Origin of the sequence: Roseovarius tolerans (assembly GCF_900109855.1) — a bacterium.
In the GTDB taxonomy this organism is placed as follows: domain Bacteria; phylum Pseudomonadota; class Alphaproteobacteria; order Rhodobacterales; family Rhodobacteraceae; genus Roseovarius; species Roseovarius tolerans.
Map to the genome: position 1 here is coordinate 225,236 of NZ_FOBO01000003.1, position 19,692 is coordinate 244,927.

26 protein-coding genes are annotated in these 19,692 nt (G+C 64.6%); 9 read left to right on the top strand and 17 right to left on the bottom strand.

Translation table 11 applies throughout. The features are described 5' to 3' along the window. Nucleotides 1-54: 54 nt before the first annotated feature. Nucleotides 55-822, bottom strand: coding sequence for an FCD domain-containing protein (locus tag BMX04_RS04225; RefSeq protein ID WP_074785145.1), 768 nt, complete (start codon nucleotides 820-822; stop codon nucleotides 55-57). A gap of 64 nt (nucleotides 823-886) precedes the next feature. Then, nucleotides 887-1,498, bottom strand: a complete 612-nt coding sequence (cobO, locus tag BMX04_RS04230) for a cob(I)yrinic acid a,c-diamide adenosyltransferase (RefSeq protein ID WP_074785146.1) — start codon at nucleotides 1,496-1,498, stop codon at nucleotides 887-889. Nucleotides 1,499-1,745: 247 nt separating this feature from the next. On the opposite strand from cobO, the gene BMX04_RS19340 reads away from it, so the two are divergent. Then, nucleotides 1,746-1,910 (top strand): hypothetical protein, encoded by a 165-nt coding sequence (locus tag BMX04_RS19340; protein WP_050661391.1) that lies wholly within the window; start codon nucleotides 1,746-1,748, stop codon nucleotides 1,908-1,910. Here BMX04_RS19340 and BMX04_RS04235 read toward each other — a convergent pair. Next, nucleotides 1,907-2,380, bottom strand: a complete 474-nt coding sequence (locus tag BMX04_RS04235) for a GNAT family N-acetyltransferase (RefSeq protein ID WP_074785147.1) — start codon at nucleotides 2,378-2,380, stop codon at nucleotides 1,907-1,909. The genes BMX04_RS19340 and BMX04_RS04235 overlap by 4 nt on opposite strands. Nucleotides 2,381-2,578: 198 nt before the next feature. On the opposite strand from BMX04_RS04235, the gene smc reads away from it, so the two are divergent. Next, the gene (smc, locus tag BMX04_RS04240; protein WP_074785216.1) at nucleotides 2,579-6,034 is read left to right on the top strand and encodes a chromosome segregation protein SMC; all 3,456 of its coding nucleotides are present in this window, start codon (nucleotides 2,579-2,581) and stop codon (nucleotides 6,032-6,034) included. A 40-nt stretch (nucleotides 6,035-6,074) separates the two neighbouring features. On the opposite strand, the gene BMX04_RS19345 is transcribed toward smc, so the two are convergent. The 12 genes from BMX04_RS19345 to ffh all read right to left on the bottom strand — a co-directional run bounded on the left by BMX04_RS19345 (nucleotide 6,075) and on the right by ffh (nucleotide 13,723). Then, complete coding sequence (locus BMX04_RS19345) at nucleotides 6,075-6,272, bottom strand: hypothetical protein (protein WP_175477323.1); 198 nt, start codon at nucleotides 6,270-6,272, stop codon at nucleotides 6,075-6,077. 141 nt (nucleotides 6,273-6,413) lie between these two features. Next, the gene (rpmE, locus tag BMX04_RS04245) at nucleotides 6,414-6,635 is read right to left on the bottom strand and encodes a 50S ribosomal protein L31 (RefSeq protein WP_050661393.1); all 222 of its coding nucleotides are present in this window, start codon (nucleotides 6,633-6,635) and stop codon (nucleotides 6,414-6,416) included. 11 nt (nucleotides 6,636-6,646) lie between these two features. Continuing rightward, a complete protein-coding gene (gene rplS, locus BMX04_RS04250; RefSeq protein WP_050661394.1) occupies nucleotides 6,647-7,030 on the bottom strand; it encodes a 50S ribosomal protein L19 in 384 nt (127 codons plus the stop codon). A 251-nt stretch (nucleotides 7,031-7,281) separates the two neighbouring features. Further along, the gene (gene trmD / locus BMX04_RS04255) at nucleotides 7,282-8,085 is read right to left on the bottom strand and encodes a tRNA (guanosine(37)-N1)-methyltransferase TrmD (RefSeq protein ID WP_074785148.1); all 804 of its coding nucleotides are present in this window, start codon (nucleotides 8,083-8,085) and stop codon (nucleotides 7,282-7,284) included. A gap of 53 nt (nucleotides 8,086-8,138) precedes the next feature. Next, the gene (locus tag BMX04_RS04260) at nucleotides 8,139-8,933 is read right to left on the bottom strand and encodes a hypothetical protein (RefSeq protein ID WP_074785149.1); all 795 of its coding nucleotides are present in this window, start codon (nucleotides 8,931-8,933) and stop codon (nucleotides 8,139-8,141) included. A 3-nt stretch (nucleotides 8,934-8,936) separates the two neighbouring features. Beyond that, a complete protein-coding gene (gene rimM, locus BMX04_RS04265; protein WP_074785150.1) occupies nucleotides 8,937-9,446 on the bottom strand; it encodes a ribosome maturation factor RimM in 510 nt (169 codons plus the stop codon). A gap of 73 nt (nucleotides 9,447-9,519) precedes the next feature. After that, on the bottom strand, nucleotides 9,520-10,149 hold the full coding sequence (gene bluB, locus BMX04_RS04270) for a 5,6-dimethylbenzimidazole synthase (RefSeq protein WP_074785151.1): 630 nt from the start codon (nucleotides 10,147-10,149) through the stop codon (nucleotides 9,520-9,522). 18 nt (nucleotides 10,150-10,167) lie between these two features. Then, a complete protein-coding gene (gene rpsP, locus BMX04_RS04275; RefSeq protein ID WP_074785152.1) occupies nucleotides 10,168-10,572 on the bottom strand; it encodes a 30S ribosomal protein S16 in 405 nt (134 codons plus the stop codon). A gap of 48 nt (nucleotides 10,573-10,620) precedes the next feature. Then, nucleotides 10,621-10,917, bottom strand: coding sequence for a chorismate mutase (locus BMX04_RS04280; protein ID WP_050661400.1), 297 nt, complete (start codon nucleotides 10,915-10,917; stop codon nucleotides 10,621-10,623). Nucleotides 10,918-11,003: 86 nt separating this feature from the next. Next, nucleotides 11,004-11,612: a GNAT family N-acetyltransferase gene (locus tag BMX04_RS04285; protein WP_074785153.1), complete on the bottom strand. Its 609-nt coding sequence runs from the start codon at nucleotides 11,610-11,612 to the stop codon at nucleotides 11,004-11,006. Further along, the gene (locus tag BMX04_RS04290; RefSeq protein WP_074785154.1) at nucleotides 11,609-12,184 is read right to left on the bottom strand and encodes a GNAT family N-acetyltransferase; all 576 of its coding nucleotides are present in this window, start codon (nucleotides 12,182-12,184) and stop codon (nucleotides 11,609-11,611) included. Before BMX04_RS04290 ends, BMX04_RS04285 begins: the two co-directional genes overlap by 4 nt. A 51-nt stretch (nucleotides 12,185-12,235) precedes the next feature. Next, complete coding sequence (ffh, locus tag BMX04_RS04295) at nucleotides 12,236-13,723, bottom strand: signal recognition particle protein (protein WP_074785155.1); 1,488 nt, start codon at nucleotides 13,721-13,723, stop codon at nucleotides 12,236-12,238. A 283-nt stretch (nucleotides 13,724-14,006) separates the two neighbouring features. On the opposite strand from ffh, the gene BMX04_RS04300 reads away from it, so the two are divergent. After that, the gene (locus BMX04_RS04300; protein ID WP_074785217.1) at nucleotides 14,007-14,888 is read left to right on the top strand and encodes a LysR family transcriptional regulator; all 882 of its coding nucleotides are present in this window, start codon (nucleotides 14,007-14,009) and stop codon (nucleotides 14,886-14,888) included. Here BMX04_RS04300 and BMX04_RS04305 read toward each other — a convergent pair. Together BMX04_RS04305 and BMX04_RS04310 are read right to left on the bottom strand one after the other, a co-directional pair. Continuing rightward, nucleotides 14,854-15,789 (bottom strand): glycosyltransferase family 61 protein, encoded by a 936-nt coding sequence (locus BMX04_RS04305; RefSeq protein ID WP_074785156.1) that lies wholly within the window; start codon nucleotides 15,787-15,789, stop codon nucleotides 14,854-14,856. The two genes, BMX04_RS04300 and BMX04_RS04305, sit on opposite strands and share 35 nt — an antisense overlap. Beyond that, nucleotides 15,779-16,156 carry an ArsR/SmtB family transcription factor gene (locus BMX04_RS04310; protein WP_235575663.1) on the bottom strand — a complete coding sequence of 126 codons (378 nt, stop codon included), beginning with the start codon at nucleotides 16,154-16,156 and terminating at the stop codon, nucleotides 15,779-15,781. Before BMX04_RS04310 ends, BMX04_RS04305 begins: the two co-directional genes overlap by 11 nt. A gap of 137 nt (nucleotides 16,157-16,293) precedes the next feature. On the opposite strand from BMX04_RS04310, the gene BMX04_RS04315 reads away from it, so the two are divergent. The 6 genes from BMX04_RS04315 (at nucleotide 16,294) to BMX04_RS04340 (ending at nucleotide 19,514) form a co-directional block, all read left to right on the top strand. After that, nucleotides 16,294-16,707, top strand: coding sequence for a universal stress protein (locus tag BMX04_RS04315; protein ID WP_074785157.1), 414 nt, complete (start codon nucleotides 16,294-16,296; stop codon nucleotides 16,705-16,707). Nucleotides 16,708-16,908: 201 nt separating this feature from the next. Then, a complete protein-coding gene (locus BMX04_RS04320; protein ID WP_074785158.1) occupies nucleotides 16,909-17,250 on the top strand; it encodes an AtpZ/AtpI family protein in 342 nt (113 codons plus the stop codon). Further along, nucleotides 17,240-17,998, top strand: a complete 759-nt coding sequence (locus tag BMX04_RS04325) for a F0F1 ATP synthase subunit A (protein ID WP_050661407.1) — start codon at nucleotides 17,240-17,242, stop codon at nucleotides 17,996-17,998. The genes BMX04_RS04320 and BMX04_RS04325 overlap by 11 nt, the downstream gene beginning before the upstream one ends. A gap of 105 nt (nucleotides 17,999-18,103) precedes the next feature. Then, entirely contained in the window at nucleotides 18,104-18,340 is a 237-nt protein-coding gene (locus BMX04_RS04330) for a F0F1 ATP synthase subunit C (RefSeq protein ID WP_009816528.1), read from the top strand. 86 nt (nucleotides 18,341-18,426) lie between these two features. Next, nucleotides 18,427-18,948 carry a F0F1 ATP synthase subunit B' gene (locus tag BMX04_RS04335; protein ID WP_050661408.1) on the top strand — a complete coding sequence of 174 codons (522 nt, stop codon included), beginning with the start codon at nucleotides 18,427-18,429 and terminating at the stop codon, nucleotides 18,946-18,948. 5 nt (nucleotides 18,949-18,953) lie between these two features. After that, complete coding sequence (locus BMX04_RS04340; protein ID WP_050661409.1) at nucleotides 18,954-19,514, top strand: F0F1 ATP synthase subunit B; 561 nt, start codon at nucleotides 18,954-18,956, stop codon at nucleotides 19,512-19,514. The last annotated feature ends 178 nt before the right edge of the window (nucleotides 19,515-19,692 follow it).

Sequence of the window (19,692 nt, forward strand, 5' to 3'; positions counted from 1 at the left end):
GGCTTGCATTTGTCAAAAGACATCTGTCCCGGGTCAGGGCGCCTGCCTGATTTTTCAGCGAGATTGTTCGTGCTCGTAGCGTTGCCGCGCGATGGCCTCGTTGCGGTCGGCCTTTTGCTGATCGGCGAGGGCCTTTTCCACGTAGTTTAGATGGGCGTTGATCGCGGCGCGGGCGGCGTCGGGGTCGCGGGCCTGGATCGCGACATTGATCGCCCGGTGCTGATCGAGCAGGGCCCCGCGCGTGGTGCGTTGCTTGAACATCACCTGCCGATTGTAGAACACGCCCTCGCGCAGCAGCTGGAACATCGAGCGCATCATGTGCAGCATGATCACGTTATGGCTGGCCTCGATGATCGCCATGTGGAACTCGGCATCGAGCCGCGCCTCATCCGCCGGGTTGGTCTTTTTGTGTGCGGCTTCCATCTTGTCCATGATGGTCTGGATCACCTGCAGATCGGTATCCGAGGCAAGGCGCGCGGCGCGGCAGGCGGCCAGCCCCTCGAGATCGCGGCGAAAGCCGATATAATCGAACACCGCCTCGTCGTGGTCGGCGAAGAGCCGGATCAGCGCGTCGGAAAAGGCACTGCCGAGGACATCGGCCACGTAGATACCCGCCCCGGCGCGGGTGGTCAGCAGGCCCTTGTCCTGCAACTCGGCGATCGCCTCGCGCAGGGACGGGCGCGACACGCCCAGTTTGTCGGCCAATTCCCGCTCGGCGGGCAGGCGTTCGGCGGGGCGCAGGATGCCGCGCAGGATCAGTTTCTCGATCTGCCGTGTCACCGCGGTAGAGAGTTTCTCGGGTGTGACCTTTTGAAATGGCATGCGCGCGCCCCTTGAAAATTGGTTATACGATATGACCAATTTTTCTTTGCGGCAAGCGGCGTGATCAGAACTCGACCCCCGGCTGCGCCTTGACGCCCTGGCTGCGGAACGGGTGCTTGATCTCTTTCATCTCGCTGACGAGGTCTGCGAGGTCGATCAACTCGGGTTTGGCGCTGCGCCCGGTCAGCACGACATGTGTCATCGGCGGCTTTTCCTCCGCCAGAAACAGCAGCACGTCGTCGAGATCGAGATAGTCGTAGCGCAAGGCGATGTTGATCTCGTCCAGCAGCACCATCGAGTTGGCCTCGTCGCGGATCAGATCCTTGGCCTTTTCCCAGGCGGCCTGCGCCATCTCGGTGTCGCGCTCGCGGTCTTGCGTCTCCCAGGTAAAGCCCTCGCCCATGGTGTGGAAAGCGCAGACATCGCTGAACCGGTCTTTCAGCAGCGTGCGCTCACCGCTTGGCATGCTGCCCTTGATGAACTGCACCACGGCGCATTGCATGCCGTTGCCAATGCAGCGCAGGATCATGCCGAAGCCGGAACTGCTCTTGCCCTTACCATTGCCGGTATGGACGATGATCAGGCCCTTTTCCTCGGTCTTGGTCGCCATGATCTTGTCGCGAGCGGCCTTTATGCGCTTCATCTTTTCCTTGTGGACTTCGGGGTCGAGGGCCATGCGTTCTCTCCTGCGTCACGCTGCTTTGCGGGGGACTTTTGGCAGAGACGCGCGCGTGTGCAAGGGTTTTCGGCGCGCGTGGCACGCCTTCGTCTATCGTTTCGGGGGCAGGGTTCGGCATGAGCCATGCGATGATCCCTGTCCTTGCTTGCCGCCGCGATATACGGCTTGATAACGCGCGGTTTTGTCGCCAGAACAATCGCATCGCGAGCCCCGTCGGGTTTGCAGAGCCAAAAGGGCCAGAATCATGGATTACAAGGCAGCAGGCGCGCCAAAGAAAGGCAGCAATGCCCCGCGTCACAAGGAGCATAACGCGCCCGGGTCGCAAAAGAACCCGTTCGGCAAGCGACCCACCAAGGAAGAACTTGTGGCGCGTCTAAAGGCCAAGGCGCAGGCCCCCAAGAAAGCCTAAAGCGCTTTCTCCATGAAGATCGACGAGGGCGAGTTAGGGTAATCGCCGAAGGGCCCGCCGGGAGTGAAGCCGTGCCGGGCATAGAGACGGTGCGCGGCGTGCAGGACATTGCCGGTCTCCAATTTCAGCGCGGCAAGCCCAAGGTTGCGGGCCTCGCCTTCAATGCGGCGCAGGATCGCGTCGGCGACCCCGCGACCGCGCGCGGCCTCATCTACGAACATGGATTTCACCTCGCCATAGCCGTCGCGCAGGGCAAGCGCGCCGGTGCCGAGGCAGGTCGTCCCTTCCATCGCCGTGAAAAACCGGATGTCCGGCGCGCAGAGCGCGTCTATGTCGAGAAAGAAATTGTCCTCGGGCGGGAACAGCGATTGCATCAGCGCGTGGCTTGCGGAGAGTAGCGCGGTCGCGTCTGGCCCTTTTGGGTCGGCGGGGATGATCCGGTAGGGCGTATCTGTGTCGAGTGCGGGCATTTCGGGTTTCTCCGGCGGGGAACGCGGGCAAGGTTAGCATGCCCGCGACGCGGTGCAAGTGGCGCGATTTCAGCGAAAACCCGCAATATCGTGTGGATAAGTGACCTGATCGCCCCATATCCTGTGGTTGGTCGTTGACAGAATCGCGGCGGGCTGGTCACATTCTGCTTTGATGGAATCGCCAGACCCGAGGTGCGCGTGCAGTTCTCCAAACTCCGACTGACCGGCTTCAAGAGCTTTGTCGACCCGACCGACCTGATCATCGCCGATGGCCTGACCGGGGTGGTGGGGCCGAATGGCTGTGGCAAGTCGAACCTGCTGGAGGCGCTGCGGTGGGTGATGGGCGAGAACCGCCCCTCGGCGATGCGCGGCGGCGGAATGGAGGATGTGATCTTTGCCGGGGCCGCGACCCGACCCGCCCGCAATTTCGCCGAGGTGGTGATCCATCTCGACAATTCCGACCGGCTCGCCCCTGCCGGGTTCAACGATGCCGATCATCTGGAAATCGTGCGCCGGATCACTCGCGACGTGGGCAGCGCCTACAAGGTCAACACCAAGGATGTGCGTGCCCGCGACGTGCAGATGCTCTTTGCCGATGCCTCGACCGGCGCGCATTCGCCTGCGCTGGTCCGGCAGGGGCAGATCTCGGAGCTGATCAACGCCAAGCCGAAATCGCGGCGGCGTATTCTGGAAGAGGCGGCGGGGATTTCCGGCCTCTATCAGCGCCGCCACGAGGCGGAGTTGAAGCTGCGCGCGGCGGAGACCAACCTGACCCGCGTCGATGATGTGGTCGAGCAGCTGGCCGCGCAATTGGCGCAACTGGCGCGGCAGGCCAAACAGGCGGCGCGCTATCGCCAGATTGGCGAGGAGTTGCGGCTGGCCGAGGGGTTGTTGCTCTACCGCCGTTGGAAAGAGGCGGATCAGGCGCGCGCGCGGGCTGAGGAGGACTTGCGCGAGCGCACCACGGCGGCGGCACGCGCCGAAGCGTCCGCGCGCGAGGCCGCCAAGGCGCGCACCAAGGCCGACGATGCTCTGCCTGCCTTGCGCGAGGAAGAGGCGATCGCGGGGGCAATCCTGCAACGGCTGACCGTGCAGCGCGACACCCTGTCGGAACAGGAGGCCAATGCCCGCGACCGGATCGAGACGCTGGAGGGGCGCATCGCGCAGCTTGCCCGTGATATCGAGCGCGAGACCGGCCTCAACCACGATGCGGGCGAGACGATCAAGCGCCTCGACTGGGAGGCGGCGGAGCTGGCCAAGGGGGCCGAGGGGCATGATGGGCGTCTGGAGGCCGCGCAGGAGGAGGCACGCGATGCCGCCCGCGTTTTGCAGGAGCGTGAAAGCGATCTGAGCCAGATGACCGAGGACATGGCGCGGCTCTCGGCGCGGCACCAATCGGCGCAGCGCCTGATCGAGGATTGTCGCAAGACGCTGGCGAAGAGCGAGACTGAGGCCGAACGCGCCCGCGCCACACAGGCCGGATCGCTCGAGGCGCTGCGCAAGGCCGAGACCGATCAGGCGGCGGCGGCCAAGGCCGAAGCCGAGGCGGTGGCGGCGGCTGAGGCCGCCGAGGCCGCGCTGGTGACCGCCGACGAGGCCCGCGCCGAGGCGCAGACCCGCGAGGCCGAGGCCCGCGCCGCGCGATCGGAGGCCGAGGGCGAGGTGAACGCCCTGCGAGCCGAGGTCACGGCGCTGGCGAAGCTGGTCGAGCGCGACACCGCCGAGGGTGGTCAGATCATGGACCGTCTGCAAGTGCAGCAAGGCTTCGAAAAGGCGCTTGGCGCGGCGCTTGCCGACGACCTGCGCGCGGCCGAGGTCGGGGCCGATGGCCCCTCGGGCTGGACCATCCTGCCCGGATACCAGACGCCGCAGCCTCTGCCCGAGGGGGTCACTGCGCTGACCAACCACGTCTCGGTGCCCGAGGTTCTGGCGCGCCGCATGTCGCAGATCGGCTTGGTCGACGCCGAGGATGCGCCGCGTTTGCAGCCGCTGTTGAAACCCGGTCAGCGGCTGGTCAGCACAGAGGGCGATCTGTGGCGGTGGGATGGGTTCCGAGCCTGGGCCGAGGACGCGCCCTCGGCGGCCGCGTTGCGGCTACAGCAACTGAACCGGCTGGAAGAACTGAAGCAGCAGTTGGAGCATGCCACCGCGCGCGCCGACGGGGCTATGCGCGCGCATGAGGCGCTGCGCGAGCAACTGGCGCACTGCACCGAGGAGGACCGCGCCGCGCGCGAGGCGCGCCGGTCGGCGGATGCCGCCGTCAACGAGGCCAATCGCGCGCTGAGCCGGGCCGAGGCAGACAGCAATCTTGCCGGGTCGCGGCTCGAATCCTCTGGCCTTGCGGTGACGCGCCACGAAGAGGAGGCGATGGCGGCGCGCACGGGGCTGGCAGAGGCCGAAAATGGGCTGTCCGGCCTGGGCGACCTGGAGGCAACGCGCGCCGATCTCGAAGATATCAAGATGACCGTCGAGGCCGCGCGCATGACGATGATGGCCAAGCGTTCGGCGGCAGATGAATTGCGCCGCGAGGGTGAGCGGCGAACCCGCCGCAGCCAGGAGATTGCCAAGGAAATCAGCGGTTGGCGGCACCGGCTGGAGACCGCCGAGAAGCGCAGCGCCGAATTGGCAGAGCGCAAGGATGCATCAGAGGCGGAACTGGCCGAGGCGAGTGCGACGCCCGAGATCCTCGCCGCCAAACGCGCGGAACTGGGCGAAGAGATCTCCCGCAGCGAGGCGCGCCGGGCCGAGGCCGCCGATGCGCTCTCGACCGCCGAGGGGGCGGCCCGGCAGGCGGGGCTCGATGAACGCGAGGCCGAGCGGCAGGCATCGGAGGCCCGCGAGGCGCGAGCCCGCGCCGAGGCGCGCGTCGACGCCGCGCGCGAAACCCGCGATCTGGCCGCCGAGCGGATTGGCGAGGCCATGGATACCACGCCCGATGCCCTTCTCGAAAGCCTTGGGGCCGATCCTGACACCATGCCGGGATCGGATGCCATCGAGGCGGATGTGAACCGTCTGAAACGGCAGCGCGATGCGCTTGGTGCGGTCAACCTGCGCGCCGAAGAGGATGCCAAAGAGGTGCAGGAAGAACACGACACGCTGGTCACGGAAAAGGCCGATCTGGAAGAGGCGATCAAGACGCTGCGGGGCGGAATTGCCAGCCTCAACCGCGAGGGGCGCGAGCGCCTGCTGACCGCCTTCGAGCAGGTCAATTCCAACTTCACGCTGCTGTTCCGGCATCTTTTCGGCGGGGGTGAGGCCAATCTCGTACTGGTCGAGAGCGACGACCCGCTGGAGGCGGGGTTGGAGATCATGTGCCAGCCGCCAGGCAAGAAGCTCTCGACGCTGAGCCTGCTGTCAGGCGGCGAGCAGACCTTGACCGCCTTGGCGCTGATCTTTGCGGTCTTCCTCGCCAATCCCGCGCCGATCTGCGTGCTCGACGAGGTGGACGCGCCGCTCGATGACGCCAATGTGACACGCTTCTGCGACCTGCTGGATGAAATGTGCCGCCGCACCGAGACGCGGTTCCTGATCATCACCCATCACGCCGTGACGATGAGCCGGATGGACCGGCTATTCGGGGTGACGATGGCCGAGCAGGGGGTCAGTCAGCTTGTCTCGGTGGACCTCAAGAAGGCTGAAGCCATGGTGGCCTGAGCACATTCACACACATCGACGACGTATTTTAACCTTTCCTTCACGTCGGCCCGGTGGTGTATTTTTGTTGCAATCCATTGCAGCAGAAGGAGGTGATCAGGCTGAATGAAAGCAATTTTCGAAAATGGATGGTCTTTCTGGCAGCGGGAACGCTGTTGGTCACGATTATCCGGCTTTTGACGGGACTTTGAGTTCCTGAAAAAGAAGACCCTGCGGAGTTGGCGCTCCGCAGGGTCACGTTTTCGGTGCTCAGACTGAAAACAACTTTCGAATGCTTGATATACTGCCGATTCATTAGCAAAAAGTAAAGCGCGCCCCGCACAAACAGAAAACGCCGCCCAGAAGGACGGCGTGATCACTCTTCGGTCTGCCCGTGGCTTCAGAAGCCGAGGCCAGCATACTTGTTCTTGAACTTCGACACGCGGCCGCCGGTGTCCATCAGGCGCGAGGAGCCGCCGGTCCAGGCCGGGTGCACCGAGGGGTCGATGTCGAGCGAGAGCGTGTCGCCCTCGGCCCCGTAGGTCGAGCGCATCTGCACGACGGTGCCATCGGTCAGCTTGACGTCGATGAGGTGGTAATCGGGATGGATTTCTTTTTTCATCTTGCCAGTCCTTACGCCGACTTGCCCTTGAGGGGCTTGTAATGGGTGTCTTCCGCGATGCGAGCCGATTTGCCACGGCGCGCGCGCAGGTAGTAGAGCTTGGCGCGGCGGACGCGGCCACGGCGCACCACCTCGATATGCTCGATATTGGTCGAATAGAGCGGGAACATGCGCTCCACGCCTTCGCCAAAGGAAATCTTGCGGACGGTGAACGAGCCTGCGATGCCCTTGCCGTTGTTGCGGCTGATGCAGACGCCTTCAAAGTTCTGCACACGGGTGCGCGTGCCTTCGGTCACCTTGTAGCCGACGCGGATCGTGTCGCCGGCCTTGAAATCGGGAATGGTTTTCCCGAGCGAGGCGATCTGTTCCGCCTCCAACTGAGCGATAATATCCATCGCAATTCTCCTGATCTGCTTGCGGTTTTCCCCGCAAAGGTGGTTTGCGTCCCTCAGAGCTCTTGGTCTTCTTCCGGGTCCGCATGCCGCGCCCGCCAGAGATCAGGGTCGTCCTTGTCTTGTTCAGTCGTTTCCGCAGGCACCCCTCGGGGCCGAAGAAGGCCGGGTGGTGTGATGTGCCACAGAAACACGCCCGGAACAGCGATGCCGATTCCAGACTGCGCGGTGTATAGGCGCAATCGGGGGGCGGATCAAGCCTTGTCGCGTTGGGATTTCAGGTGGCGGTCCCACAGGTCCGGGCGGCGCGTGGCAGTGAGGCGTTCGGACATCTCGCGTCGCCATTCCGCCACCTTGGCGTGATCGCCCGAGGTCAGCACCTCGGGGATCGGGCGGCCCTGCCATTCGGCGGGGCGGGTGTAATGCGGATGCTCCAAAAGGCCGCTCGAATGGCTTTCTTCGACGGCGCTCTCGGCATTGCCCAGAACCCCGGGCAGGAGCCGCACGCAGGCGTCGATCAGGGCCTGTGCCGCGATCTCGCCGCCGGTCATCACGAAATCGCCCAGAGAAACCTCCTCGATGCTGTAATGTTCGATCACGCGCTCATCCAGCCCTTCGAAGCGGCCACAAATCAACGTTACGCCGGGCCCTTGCGCAAGGCGCTGTGCCATGGCCTGATCGAAGCGCCGCCCGCGCGGGCTGAGGTAAATGAGCGGCGCGCCGCGCGGTGCGCTGTCTTGCGCGCGGTCGATGGCGCGGCCCATCACGTCTGCGCGCAGCACCATGCCCGCGCCGCCACCGGCGGGGGTATCATCGACATTGCGGTGCTTGCCCTCGCCAAAGGGGCGCAGGTCGATCGGGGTGAGCGACCACAGCCCGTCCTTGAGCGCGCGGCCAGTGAGGCTTTCGCCCAGAACACCGGGGAAGGCCTGCGGCAGAAGGGTAATGACCTGCGCCTTCCACGCGCGGGCCAACTCCGGTGTGGGGGTGATCAGCTCTCGCGGTTGCAGGGTGGCGCGAATGGATTTGCGCCCGTGGGATTTGGGTGTGTCACTCATGATGCTGCCGCTTAGCCTTTGGATCGGGGGGCAGGCAAGGGGTTTTGCGCGGCTCAGCTATCGGACTGTTCGGCGCGACGGTAGCGGCGTAGCACCTTGCGCTTGGCCTCGGCAAGCGCCTCGTCACCCAATGCAGAGCGGTTGAGTGTGAGAAAGTCATGCGCCGCGTTCTCGGGCTGGGTGTTGTGTTGGGGCAGGGCCGCAAGGTTGTCTGTCGCAACGCCAAGACGCCGCAATGCCTCGCCCAAGGGACCAAGGGGGTCGGGGCCGATATCCTCGATCCGGGCGGTCTCTACCTCCGCTTTGGCACCGAGACAGCGACGCGCCTCCTCGATGATATGGGCGTGATCGGCGGCGGGGGCCATGCGGTCGCGGAATGGCTCGAACTCCTCGGTCAGGCGTTGCGCGCGCAGGTTCTGCCAGTAGAGGCTTCGCAGCCATGTCTCGGGGTTCCGGGTGGTGAACCAGACGGTGATCTGCGCCTCAGGGCCGTAATACCGCTGCAAAACCTCGACCGCGCTGCGGGCAAGGATCGGGGCGGCGGCATAGGTCTTGACCCCCCTCAGGCCGGGCAAATGCCCGCTCAGCACCTCGGAACTGATGAGAAGCGGACGTCTGTCACTGCTGTCCCGGTCCGCGACAGCGCGCCGAAATTCAGCGCTGAAGCGGTCGAGATCGGTCTGCGTGAGGCGTTCGGAGTAGTGCCGCGCGACACGGGCGGCCTCGATCAGGTCAGGGGTCAGCATCAACTGAAGGCGCGGGGCGAGCGTGTCGAATTGCGCGGTTGCCCCGCGTTGCAGGCTCGAGGTGCCGGTCTTGTGAAAACCGGGATGGAGCAGGATGCGCATCGCCTAGAACAGCCCCTCGGGCGGGTCAGCGACAATGCGTCTTGCTGCCAGATCGACCGTCGGCACCGCCTCGCAGGTGAAGGGCAAAAGCACCGTGGACTTGAGGCCGGGGCCGTGGATTTCCAAGAGGTCTGCCGCGCCGTGATTGAGCACCGCCTTGACTCGGCCAAGCGCTGTGCCACCGGTGTCGACCACGTCGAGCCCAATCAGGTCGGCGTGGTAAAACTCGTCATCCGGCAGGCTTGGCAATCGGTCGCGGGGCACGTAGAGGCGCACGCCGCGCAGGGCGTCGGCCTGTTCCTTGGTGGCTATGCCGGGAAAGCGCGCGGTGAGGGCATTGTTGGTCTGCCCTGTCAGGGTCAGATCGAAGCTGCGGCTGCCGTCCTCGGTCGTGAGTGGCGCATAGTCGGCGATGTCCTCGGGGGAGGCGGTGAAGCTCTTGAGGCGCAATTCGCCCTTGACGCCGAAGGCTCCGGCTATGGCCCCCACGCAGATGCGGTGATCGTCGCTCATGCTGCTCTCTCATGGTTGCAACCTGTCGAGCAGGCTAGGGGAAAATCACGCCGATGCAAAGGGTTGGCACACATCAGCGGGTCTCCGTTGGCAGGGTGGGGCGGCGTGTCTCCCATCCGGCCTGTTCCAGCTCGGGTGTGTCGCTGCGGGCCTCGGGCCAGCCGACGCAGAGATAGGCGACGAGCGACCAATCGCTTGGGATATCAAGGTCTTGGGCCAGTTGATCGGGGTCGAGGATCGACACCCAGCCCACACCAAGACCGCGTGCGCGGGCTGTGAGCCAGAAGAGTGTGATCGCGCCCACCACGGAATAGCGCCGGGTTTCGGGCATGGTGGCAGCCCCGAGGCCCGCGCCCTTGTCGGTGCTGTCGTCGCACCAGACCGCCAGCTGCACCGGGGCCTCTTGCATGCCCGAGAGTTTCAAGTTGCTGTAAAGGTGCGCTTTTTCGCCGTCATAGCCGTCGAGCGCCTGAGCATTGGCGGCGCTGAAATTGGCGAGGGCGGCGGCGCGGGCGGCGGGGGATTCCACCTCGATCACGCGCCACGGCTCGCTGAGGCCCACTGAGGGGGCCAACAGAAACGCGTCGAGGCAATCGCGCAGGATTGCCTCGTCCACGGGATCGGTGCGGAAGCGGCGCACGTCGCGCCGCCACCGCATGAGATCGCGCAGGTTGGTCTGGAAGTCTTTGGAAAACTCTGACATTCCAGTGCCTTGCCTGTCTTACTCTTCTGCCGTCGCCTCTTCGGCCGCAGCTTTTTCGGCGGGGGCGTTCGCGGCTTCTGCTGCTGCGGCGGCCTTGGCGGCTTTCTCTTCGGCGCGGTCCTGGGCTTTCTTGCCGGGGACGGCCTTTTTCAGGTTGGCGCGCTCTTTCTTGGCGATCACGCCTGCGTTTTCGAGCATGCGGCTGATGCGGTCGGTGGGCTGGGCGCCCTGCGCCAGCCAGTGCTGGATGCGCTCCACGTCCATCTTGATGCGATCTTCGCTGTCCTTGGGCAGGAGCGGGTTGTAGGTGCCCAGTTTCTCGATGAAGCGGCCATCGCGCGGCATGCGGCTGTCCGCTGCAACGATGCGATAGAAGGGGCGCTTTTTCGAGCCACCACGGGCGAGACGGATTTTCATGGCCATTTGATATTCTCCTTTAATGGCGGGGGTTTGGTGGGGTTGAACCCCACCCTACGACTGATGCTTCTGGTGATGCCGGATCACCTCGGCGATGATGAAGTTGAGGAATTCACGGGCGAATTCCGGGTCGAGGTCGGCGGATTTCGCCAGGTCTTCGAGCCGCTCGATCTGCGCGGCTTCGCGCGCGGGATCGGACGGGGGAAGGTCGTGTTCGGCCTTGAGCTTGCCCACCGCCTGGGTGTGCTTGAACCGCTCGGCCAGGGTGAAGACGAGGATCGCGTCGAGGCGGTCGATGCTCTCGCGGTGCTCGGCCAGAAGGGCGGCGGCGCGGGTGGCGTCATTGGTCATGGCGGTTCTCCCGGGCGGCGAACATGCGGGGCTGTATCACGTCGGTATTCTGTCGGTATCGCGTCGGTGCGCGGGTCAGGGTCATGTCAGTCAATTGGCATCCCCTTCGGCTTGAACATCGGGTCGCAATAATGGGCGATCTCGAGCTCGATCCCGTCGCGCAGCTGCCCCGAGGCGGCGGCGGAGGGGGATGGGTGGCGATAGACCGCATCCGAGCCGTCGATCGTCGCGGCTTCGCGATCCTTGACGCAGCCGAGACGTTCGGCCAGCCGGATGCTGTCGAGGTTCTTGGGGTCGATATAGCTCACGGCCCCCTCCCAGCCTTGCCGCTCGTAGAAACGGCGGCGCACGGCGTGGGTCGCCTCAAGCGCATAGCCGCGGCCGGCCTTGTCGGGCCAGATGATCCAGGCGATCTCGCGCTCGGGCCATTTGGCGGGGAACCAGCCGCCGGCCATGCCGTAGGTCTCGTCCGTCAGCTTGTCGTGGATCATCCACATGCCGAAGCCGCGCACCGCCCAATGGCCGATCTCGGCGGCGTAGAGCATCCAAGCCTCGTAGGCATTGAGCGGCCCGCCCATGAAGCGCGAGCGGTAGGAGGCGAAGGTCGCCTTGAAATCGGGATAGTCCCCGGCCTCGGGGCCGCGCAGCACGAGGCGGCGGGTCTCGATCACCGGGATGTCGGGATAGTTGCTCATGCGTAGGCCTCGACCGAGCCGTCATCGTCGCGGCCAAGAGCGGTGTCGGTGCCGGCGTCGGGACCGGGGTGGCGGTAGAGCATGTCGCGGCCCATCGAGACGTTGTCATATTCGCGCTCGAACACTGCGCCGAGGCGTTCGGCCAAGGCGACGGAGCGGGTATTGCCCGGCAGGATGTTGGAGGTCAGCGTGGTGAACCCCAGATCCTCGTAGGCGTAGCGGCGGGCGCGGAGAGCGGCCTCATGGGCGATGCCGCGCCCCTCGAAACCCTCGAACACGACCCAGCCCAGTTCCGGTTCGGGCCAGCCTTCGGGGTTCCAGATGCCGCAGATGCCTGCGGGCGCGCCGGTGGCCTTGTCCTCAATCGTGAAATAGCCGTAGCCATGGATATGCCAGTGGCCGATATTGCAGGCCCACCAGCGCCAGGCGTCGGGGCGCGTCTCGGCCCCGCCAAAGCCCCAGGCGCGGTCGGGATCGGCGAAGAAGGCCGCCAGCGAGTCGAAGTCGCGCAATTCCGGCCCACGCAGGATGAGGTGGGTGCTGTCGAGCACAGGGGCTTGCGTGAGGCTCATGGGCGGGCCTCCGGGATAGTCGAGTATTTTTGGCAAGATGAAGTCATTGGATCACTTCTTCTTGCCGAAACCGGAGAGGCCGGGGGGCAGGCCCATGCCGCCGCCGCCCATGCCACCGGACAGCTTTCCGCCCATGGCCTTGGCGGCCTCTTCCATTGCCTTGGGGTCGTTCATGTCGGGCATGCCGCCCTTGCCGAACATGCCTGACATGGCTTGCTTGAGCATGCCGCCTTTGCCCATCTTGCCCATCTTCTTCATCATGTCGGCCATCTGCCGGTGCATCTTCAGAAGCTTATTGAGATCGGACACCTCTTGCCCCGCGCCCCGCGCGATGCGTTTCTTGCGGCTGGCCTGCAACAGGGCGGGGTTGGCGCGTTCCTTCTTGGTCATCGACTGGATGAGGGCGATCTGGCGCAGGATCATCTTGTCGTCAAAGCCTGACTCCTGCACCTGCTTGGCCATCTTGCCCATGCCGGGCATCATCCCCATCAGGCCTTGCATGCCGCCCATCTTCTGCATCTGCTCAAGCTGGCTGCGCAGGTCGTTCATGTTGAACTGACCCTTCTGCATCCGGCGCATCATGCGTTCGGCCTGTTCGGCCTCGATGGTTTCCTGCGCCTTTTCCACCAGCGCCACGATGTCGCCCATGCCGAGGATGCGGCCGGCGATGCGCTCTGGCTCGAACGTCTCGATGGCGTCCATCTTTTCGCCCAGGCCCACGAAGCGGATCGGCTTGCCGGTGACGGCGCGCATCGAGAGGGCCGCGCCGCCGCGCCCGTCGCCGTCCATCCGGGTGAGGACGACGCCGGAAACGCCGATCTTGTCATCAAACTCTGTCGCGACGTTGACGGCGTCCTGACCGGTCAGGCCATCGACGACGAGCAGGGTTTCGCGCGGGTTGGCGACGTCGCGCACCGCTGCGGCCTGTGCGATCAGGTCAGCGTCGATATGCAAGCGGCCCGCCGTGTCGAGCATGTAGACGTCATAGCCGCCCAAGGACGCCTGCGTCTTGGCGCGTTTGGCGATGGCGACCGGGTCTTCGCCCTTGACGATGGGCAGGGTGTCGACGCCAATCTGCTGGCCGAGAATGGCCAGCTGTTCCATCGCCGCCGGGCGGTTGACGTCGAGCGAGGCCATCAGCACCTTCTTGCCGTCACGCTCTTTCAGGCGTTTGGCAAGCTTGGCGGTGGTGGTGGTCTTGCCCGAGCCCTGAAGGCCGACCATCAGAATCGGCGCGGGCGGGTTGTCGATCTTGAGCGCGCCGGGGTCTTCGCTGCCCCGGAGTGTTTCGATCAGGGCGTCATGGACGATCTTGACGACCTGCTGGCCCGGCGTCACCGATTTGGTGACCGCCTGACCGGTGGCTTCTTTCTCGACCTTCTTTATGAACTCGCGGGCGACGGGCAGCGAGACGTCGGCCTCCAGCAACGCGACGCGCACCTCGCGCAGGGCGGTCTTGACGTCCTCTTCCGAGAGCGCGCCCTGCTTGGTCAGCCGGTCGAGGACGCCGGAGAGGCGTTCGGACAGATTTTCAAACATCACTCGGGCTCCTTCGCCGGTTAACTCATCTGTCACCCGATATAGGGGCAACGGTTCAAACGATAAACGCCCCCGTGGGCGCAACGCGCTGACGGGGGGCGATCCCGGACCGCGCCCGGGACCGGAAGCGTGCGGCTTCCGGGGTGTTGGGGTGGCGTTTACGCGCGCGGGGCGGGCGAGTCAAGCGCGGGGGGCAGGGCTGTTGTAGTCCGCGCGCGAAGGTATAGATTGAATGCGGCCTCTCATGTTGAGAGATGCAGAGGGCGCGAGGATGCGGGTGGTGATGGACAATTGGGACGAGGTGCGGACCGCCTATAACGTGGCGCGAGTCGGCACGGTGAGCGGGGCGGCGGAGGTGCTGGGCGTGCATCATGCCACCGTCATCCGCCATATCGACGCGCTGGAGGAACGGCTGGGGGTGAAGCTGTTTCAGCGGCATGCGCGGGGTTATACGCCGACCGAGGCCGGGGATGACCTGTTGCGGGTGGCGCAGGCGACCGACGATCAGTTCAACCAGCTGGCCGGGCGGATCAAGGGGCGCGGCAATGATGTGTCGGGTGAGTTGGTGGTGACCTCGATCGGGGGCTTGAGCCATCTTCTGGCCCCGGTGCTGGCGGAGTTCCAGCAGGGCTATCCCGATCTGGTGGTGCGCTACCTGACCGGGGATCGCCTGTTCCGGTTGGAATATGGCGAGGCGCATGTGGCGATCCGGGCAGGGGCGGTGCCGGATCAGCCCGATAATGTGGTGCAGCCGTTCTTTCAGCAGCAGTTCACGCTTTATGCCAGTGAGGGTTACGCGGCGCGGCATGGCTTGCCCAAGGGCTGCGCGGAGTTCGGCAAGCATCGCTTTATCGGGGCGGATGATCCCAAGACGCGCGCGCCGTTTCATCGCTGGTTGCAGGATAACGTGCCGGGCGAGAATATCGTGTTCCGCTCGGGTGACGTGCATGCGCAGCGCAATGCGATCCTTGCGGGGGCGGGGATCGGGTTCACCTCGGTGTTGCAGGCGGCGGAGGTGCCGGGGCTGGTGCAGGTGATGCCGCCCAAGCCGGAATGGGCGGCGCCGCTCTGGCTGGTCACGCATATGGATCTGCACCGCACCACCAAGGTGCAGGCGTTCCTGAGCTTTCTCAAGGAGCGGGCGAGCGGCTGGCAGACCGGATAGGCGGGCTCAGATAAAGCCGCCGCCGCGCAGATCGCGGCGCAGCTGGAGCATTTCGGGGGGCAGGGTGCTGTCGTCCGGGGTGTCCGTGAGATGCGAGAGCGCGGCGCTGGATGAGGCCGACGCAGGTGCCCGGCTGCATCACGAACGGGGCGAGATGAAAGGCCGAGCCGTCGGGGCCGACGATCACGCGCGCGGCGCGGTAGCGGGCGATCTGTTCGGTGACGGTATGGCGTTCGGGATGAAAGATTGTGAACCCGGCGGCGGACATCCAGCGTTCGATCTGTTGTTCCTGCGGCACCTGTTGCGCTGGGCTCTTGAGCCTGCGGCGCGAGACATAGAGCTTGTCCGGTCCCTCGGCGGGCACGGCGGCGCAGAGATGGCGGCGCATGTAGGCCCGCGCCTCGGGCGTGCCGTGGGTCCAGTGAAGGTGGCCGAAACCCTGTGAGGGGATGATTGCCTCGTCGACCTGCACAGGCGCCTCCACCAGATGCACCGGCAGGTGCTGCCCGAGGATGTCGAGCAGCGGGCCGAGGCGACGGCGCAGCACGGCGGCGATGTCGCGCCCCGCCATCGGGATCAGCGCGATGCCGTCGGGCCGTTGGCTCAGGTGGTCGAGCACCCAGAGACGCGGCGTGGCTTCGAGCAGGAAATGCCCGAAATGGTGGCGCCCGACCCCGGCAAAGAGCCAGCGGCCCGGCAGGTGGGTGACGGGTGTTTCGGGCGGCGTCGGATCGGCGGTGAACCGGCTGGCCGAGAGTAATGTGCGCGCGGCGGGCACCGGGGTGCCATGGGCGTCCAGCACGCCGCAGGCGCGGTCCTGCGCGCTGGGCATCGGCAGAATGGTGGCCCGCTCGACATGGGTGATCCGCGCCTCGGGGAGGTGGCGGGCGTCAGGTGTCATCTGGGAGTTCCGTGCGCAGGAAACGCTCGAACGCGTCGAGATGCACCGCCTCGAACTGGCCGAAGCCCTGCATCCAGATGGAGGCGTCGCGCAGCGCGTCCGGCTCCAGCCTGCACCAGACCACGCGGCCGCGCCGCTCCTGGCTGATCAGGCCGGCGCGGCTGAGGATGCCGAGATGCTTGGAAATCGCGGCGAGACTCATCTCGAACGGTTCGGCCACGTCCGTCACCGCCATGTCATCCTCGAGCAGCATCGACAGGATCGCCCGCCGCGTCGGGTCGGCGAGGGCGGCGAAAACGGTGTCGAGGGCGGTAGCCTTGTCCATGCCGCTCATAAGCCCGAGCGCGCCGTGCGCGTCAACGCCCATCGCGGGCGGAGTCCTTGCAAATGTGCCGTTTTTCCGGGTTTTTTAGCCGGAAAAGGGGTTTGATCTGGGACAAAGCAATGTCAGGCTGGCTTCGTTAGGTTCGTGCAGCGATCCAAGGAAACGCGAAAGGAAAGAATATGTTCTCCAAAATCATGGTTCCCGTCGATCTGGTTCACAAGGACACGTTGGGCAAGGCGCTCGATGTGGCCGGTGACATGGCCAAGCGCCACGGCGCGTCGATCGACGTGGTCAGTGTGGGTGGCGAACTGCCGGGTCAGCTGGGGCACACGCCGCAGGAATTCGGCGACCGCCTGCAGGGTTTTGCGGATGAGTTGCGCGACAAATACGGCGTGACCGTCAAGGCCGACCCGCTGATGGCGCATGATCCGGCGGTCGAGACCAACTCTGAGCTTATGAAGGCGATCGAAAAGACCGGGGCCGACCTGGTGATCATGGCAAGCCACAAGCCCGGCTTTCTCGAGCATATCTTCAGCTCGCATGGCGGCTATATCGCGCAGCACGCGCAGTGCTCTGTTTTCGTGGTGCGCTGATACTCAACCGAAAAGTTGAATATGGCCAAACCGCCCCATCCCTCTGGTGGGGCGGTTGCGGCAGAAGGACGCCGCTGTTCCTAGATGGAAAAAATGCTCATTAATACAGAGACTTACGCTCGTTTCGCGCGCGGGCGCATGGTGCTTGACTCATGGCCCCCTGCGCCATAGCAAAGGCGCAACATTCCAAAGGGGCTCCGCGTGACAGATCCCGAGCAGAGCGAGCGACTGGCAGAGCTGGAAGCGAGGATTGCAAAGCTCAAGGGGAAGAGCGCGCCAAAGCCCCATCAGGAAGAGCATTATTCTCAGGCGCAGCTTGCCTGGCGGATGGTGATTGAACTGGTGGCCGGTCTCTTGATCGGCTTTGGCATGGGATACGGGTTGGATCAGCTTTTCGGCACCATTCCGATATTCCTTGTCATATTCACATTTCTGGGCCTCGCGGCGGGCGTCAAGACGATGATGCGCAGCGCCGAAGAGATCCAAAAAGACGCGATGACGCCCAAGGCGGGTGCGGAAGAGAGGGAAAAGGATGGCGACTGAAGCGCATGGGGCCGGTGAAGGCGGGCTTGCTTTTCACCCGATGGATCAGTTTCTGGTCAAGCCGCTCTTTGGTGACGGCGAAGTGGGCATGTTCACCCTGACCAACGCGACGTTCTGGATGGCGCTGACCATTCTGGCGATCTTTGCGCTGCTGGTCATGGGCACCTCGGGCCGCGCCACGATCCCGTCGCGCATGCAGTCGGTGGCCGAACTGGCCTATGATTTCGTGCGGAAGATGGTCGAGGATGTGGCAGGCAAGGAGGCGCTGGTCTTCTTCCCGTATATCATGACGCTGTTCATGTTCATCGTCTTCGCCAACTTCCTCGGGCTCTTGCCGATGGCGTTCACGACCACCAGCCATATCGCGGTGACGGCGGTTCTGGCGATGATGGTGTTCCTGACGGTGACGATCCTCGGTTTTGTCAAGAACGGCCCGGCCTTCCTGAGCCTTTTCTGGGTCAGCTCCGCGCCGCTGGCGCTGCGGCCCATTCTGGCGATCATCGAGCTGATTTCCTACTTCGTGCGCCCGGTCAGCCACTCCATTCGTCTGGCGGGCAACATGATGGCTGGTCACGCCGTGATCAAGGTGTTCGCAGGCTTCAGTCAGGTGGCGATGATCGCCCCGCTGTCGATCCTCGCGGTCTCGGCGATGTACGGGCTCGAAGTGCTGGTGTCCTTCATCCAGGCCTATGTCTTTACCATCCTCACCTGCGTGTATCTCAAGGACGCGCTGCATCCGCATCACTGAGGGTGACGGTGGGCATTTCCCACCAACCGAACAACCAAACGACGGCGGGTTCGCCCGCCTGACGACCAACCTAGCAATGCCAATTCCAACGTAAGGAGACATCTCATGGAAGGCGATATCGCACAACTGGGTCAATTCATCGGTGCAGGCCTCGCAGGCATCGGTTCGGGTGCTGCCGCGATCGGTGTGGGCCACGTGGCCGGCAACTTCCTCGCGGGCGCGCTGCGCAATCCGTCGGCTGCCGCCGGTCAGACCGCGACGCTGTTCATCGGTATCGCATTCGCCGAAGCCCTGGGGATCTTCTCGTTCCTCATCGCGCTTCTGCTGATGTTCGCCGTCTGAGCCTTACGGGTATCTGATCCTTACGGCCGGAGGGCGGCATTGCGCCGCCTTCCGGTGTAACCGGAACATTCCCCAGGGAGGACGACATGGCGAGCGAAACGCAAGGGGCCGAGGCCGCAACGGGCTTGCCTCAGCTCGATATCACGACATTCTCCAACCAGATCTTCTGGCTGTTGGTGTCACTGGTCGTGATCTACTTCATCCTGTCGCGCGTGGCCCTGCCGCGCATCGCGGCAGTGCTGGCCGAGCGTCAGGGGACGATCACCAACGATCTTGCCGCTGCCGAAGACCTCAAGGCCAAGGCGGTCGAGGCCGAGGAGGCGTATAACAAGGCGCTGGCCGATGCCCGTGCCGAGGCGCAGAAGATCATCGCCGAGACCAAGGCCGAGATCAAAGCCGATCTCGACAAGGCCAATGAAGAGGCCGATGCCGAGATCGCGGAGCGGACCGCCGAGGGCGAGAAGAAGCTTGCGGAGATCCGTGAAAGCGCCATGGAGAGCGTGCGCGAGGTGGCCAAGGATACGGCTGCCGAGATCGTCTCGGCCATGGGTGGCAAGGCCGATGGCCGCAGTGTCACCGCTGCGATCAACGCCCGGATGAAAGGATGACTGCCATGCGCAAGCTGACCCTGACCGTCGCCGCATCCGTGATCGCCAGCCCGGCGCTGGCCGCTTCGGGCCCGTTCTTTTCGCTGAGCAACACGGATTTCGTGGTGCTGCTGGCGTTCCTGCTGTTCGTCGGCTTCCTGACCTACATGAAGGTGCCGGGCCTGATCGGCAAGAAGCTGGACGAGCGGGCGGACGGCATCAAATCCGAACTCGACGAGGCGCGCGCGCTGCGTGAAGAGGCACAGACCCTGCTGGCGAGCTATGAGCGCAAGCAGAAGGAAGTGCAGGATCAGGCCGATCGGATCATCGCACAGGCCAAGGAGGAGGCGACCCAAGCCGCCACCGAGGCCAAGGACGAGATCAAGGCCTCGATCGCGCGCCGTTTGCAGGCCGCCGAGGACCAGATCAAGAGCGCCGAGGCGCGGGCCATCCGGGACGTACGGGATCAGGCGGTGAATGTCGCCGTGGCCGCCGCGCGCGACGTGATCGCCAAGCAGATGACCGCCGCCGAGGGCAATACGCTGATCGACAACGGCATCTCCGAGGTGGAAGCCAAGCTTCACTGAGGCTCTGGCATTGAGTTCGAGAGGCCCGGTCTGGTGACGGACCGGGTTTTTTCTTGTCGATTGATGGCTTGTGATCACAAAATCAACGCTGGGATTGGTGCAACTTGCAGCCTGTCTCCGGGTTCTGGTCGGAGACTCAGTGCGGGCGTGCAGCTGACCAGTCGTGAATCCTCTGATA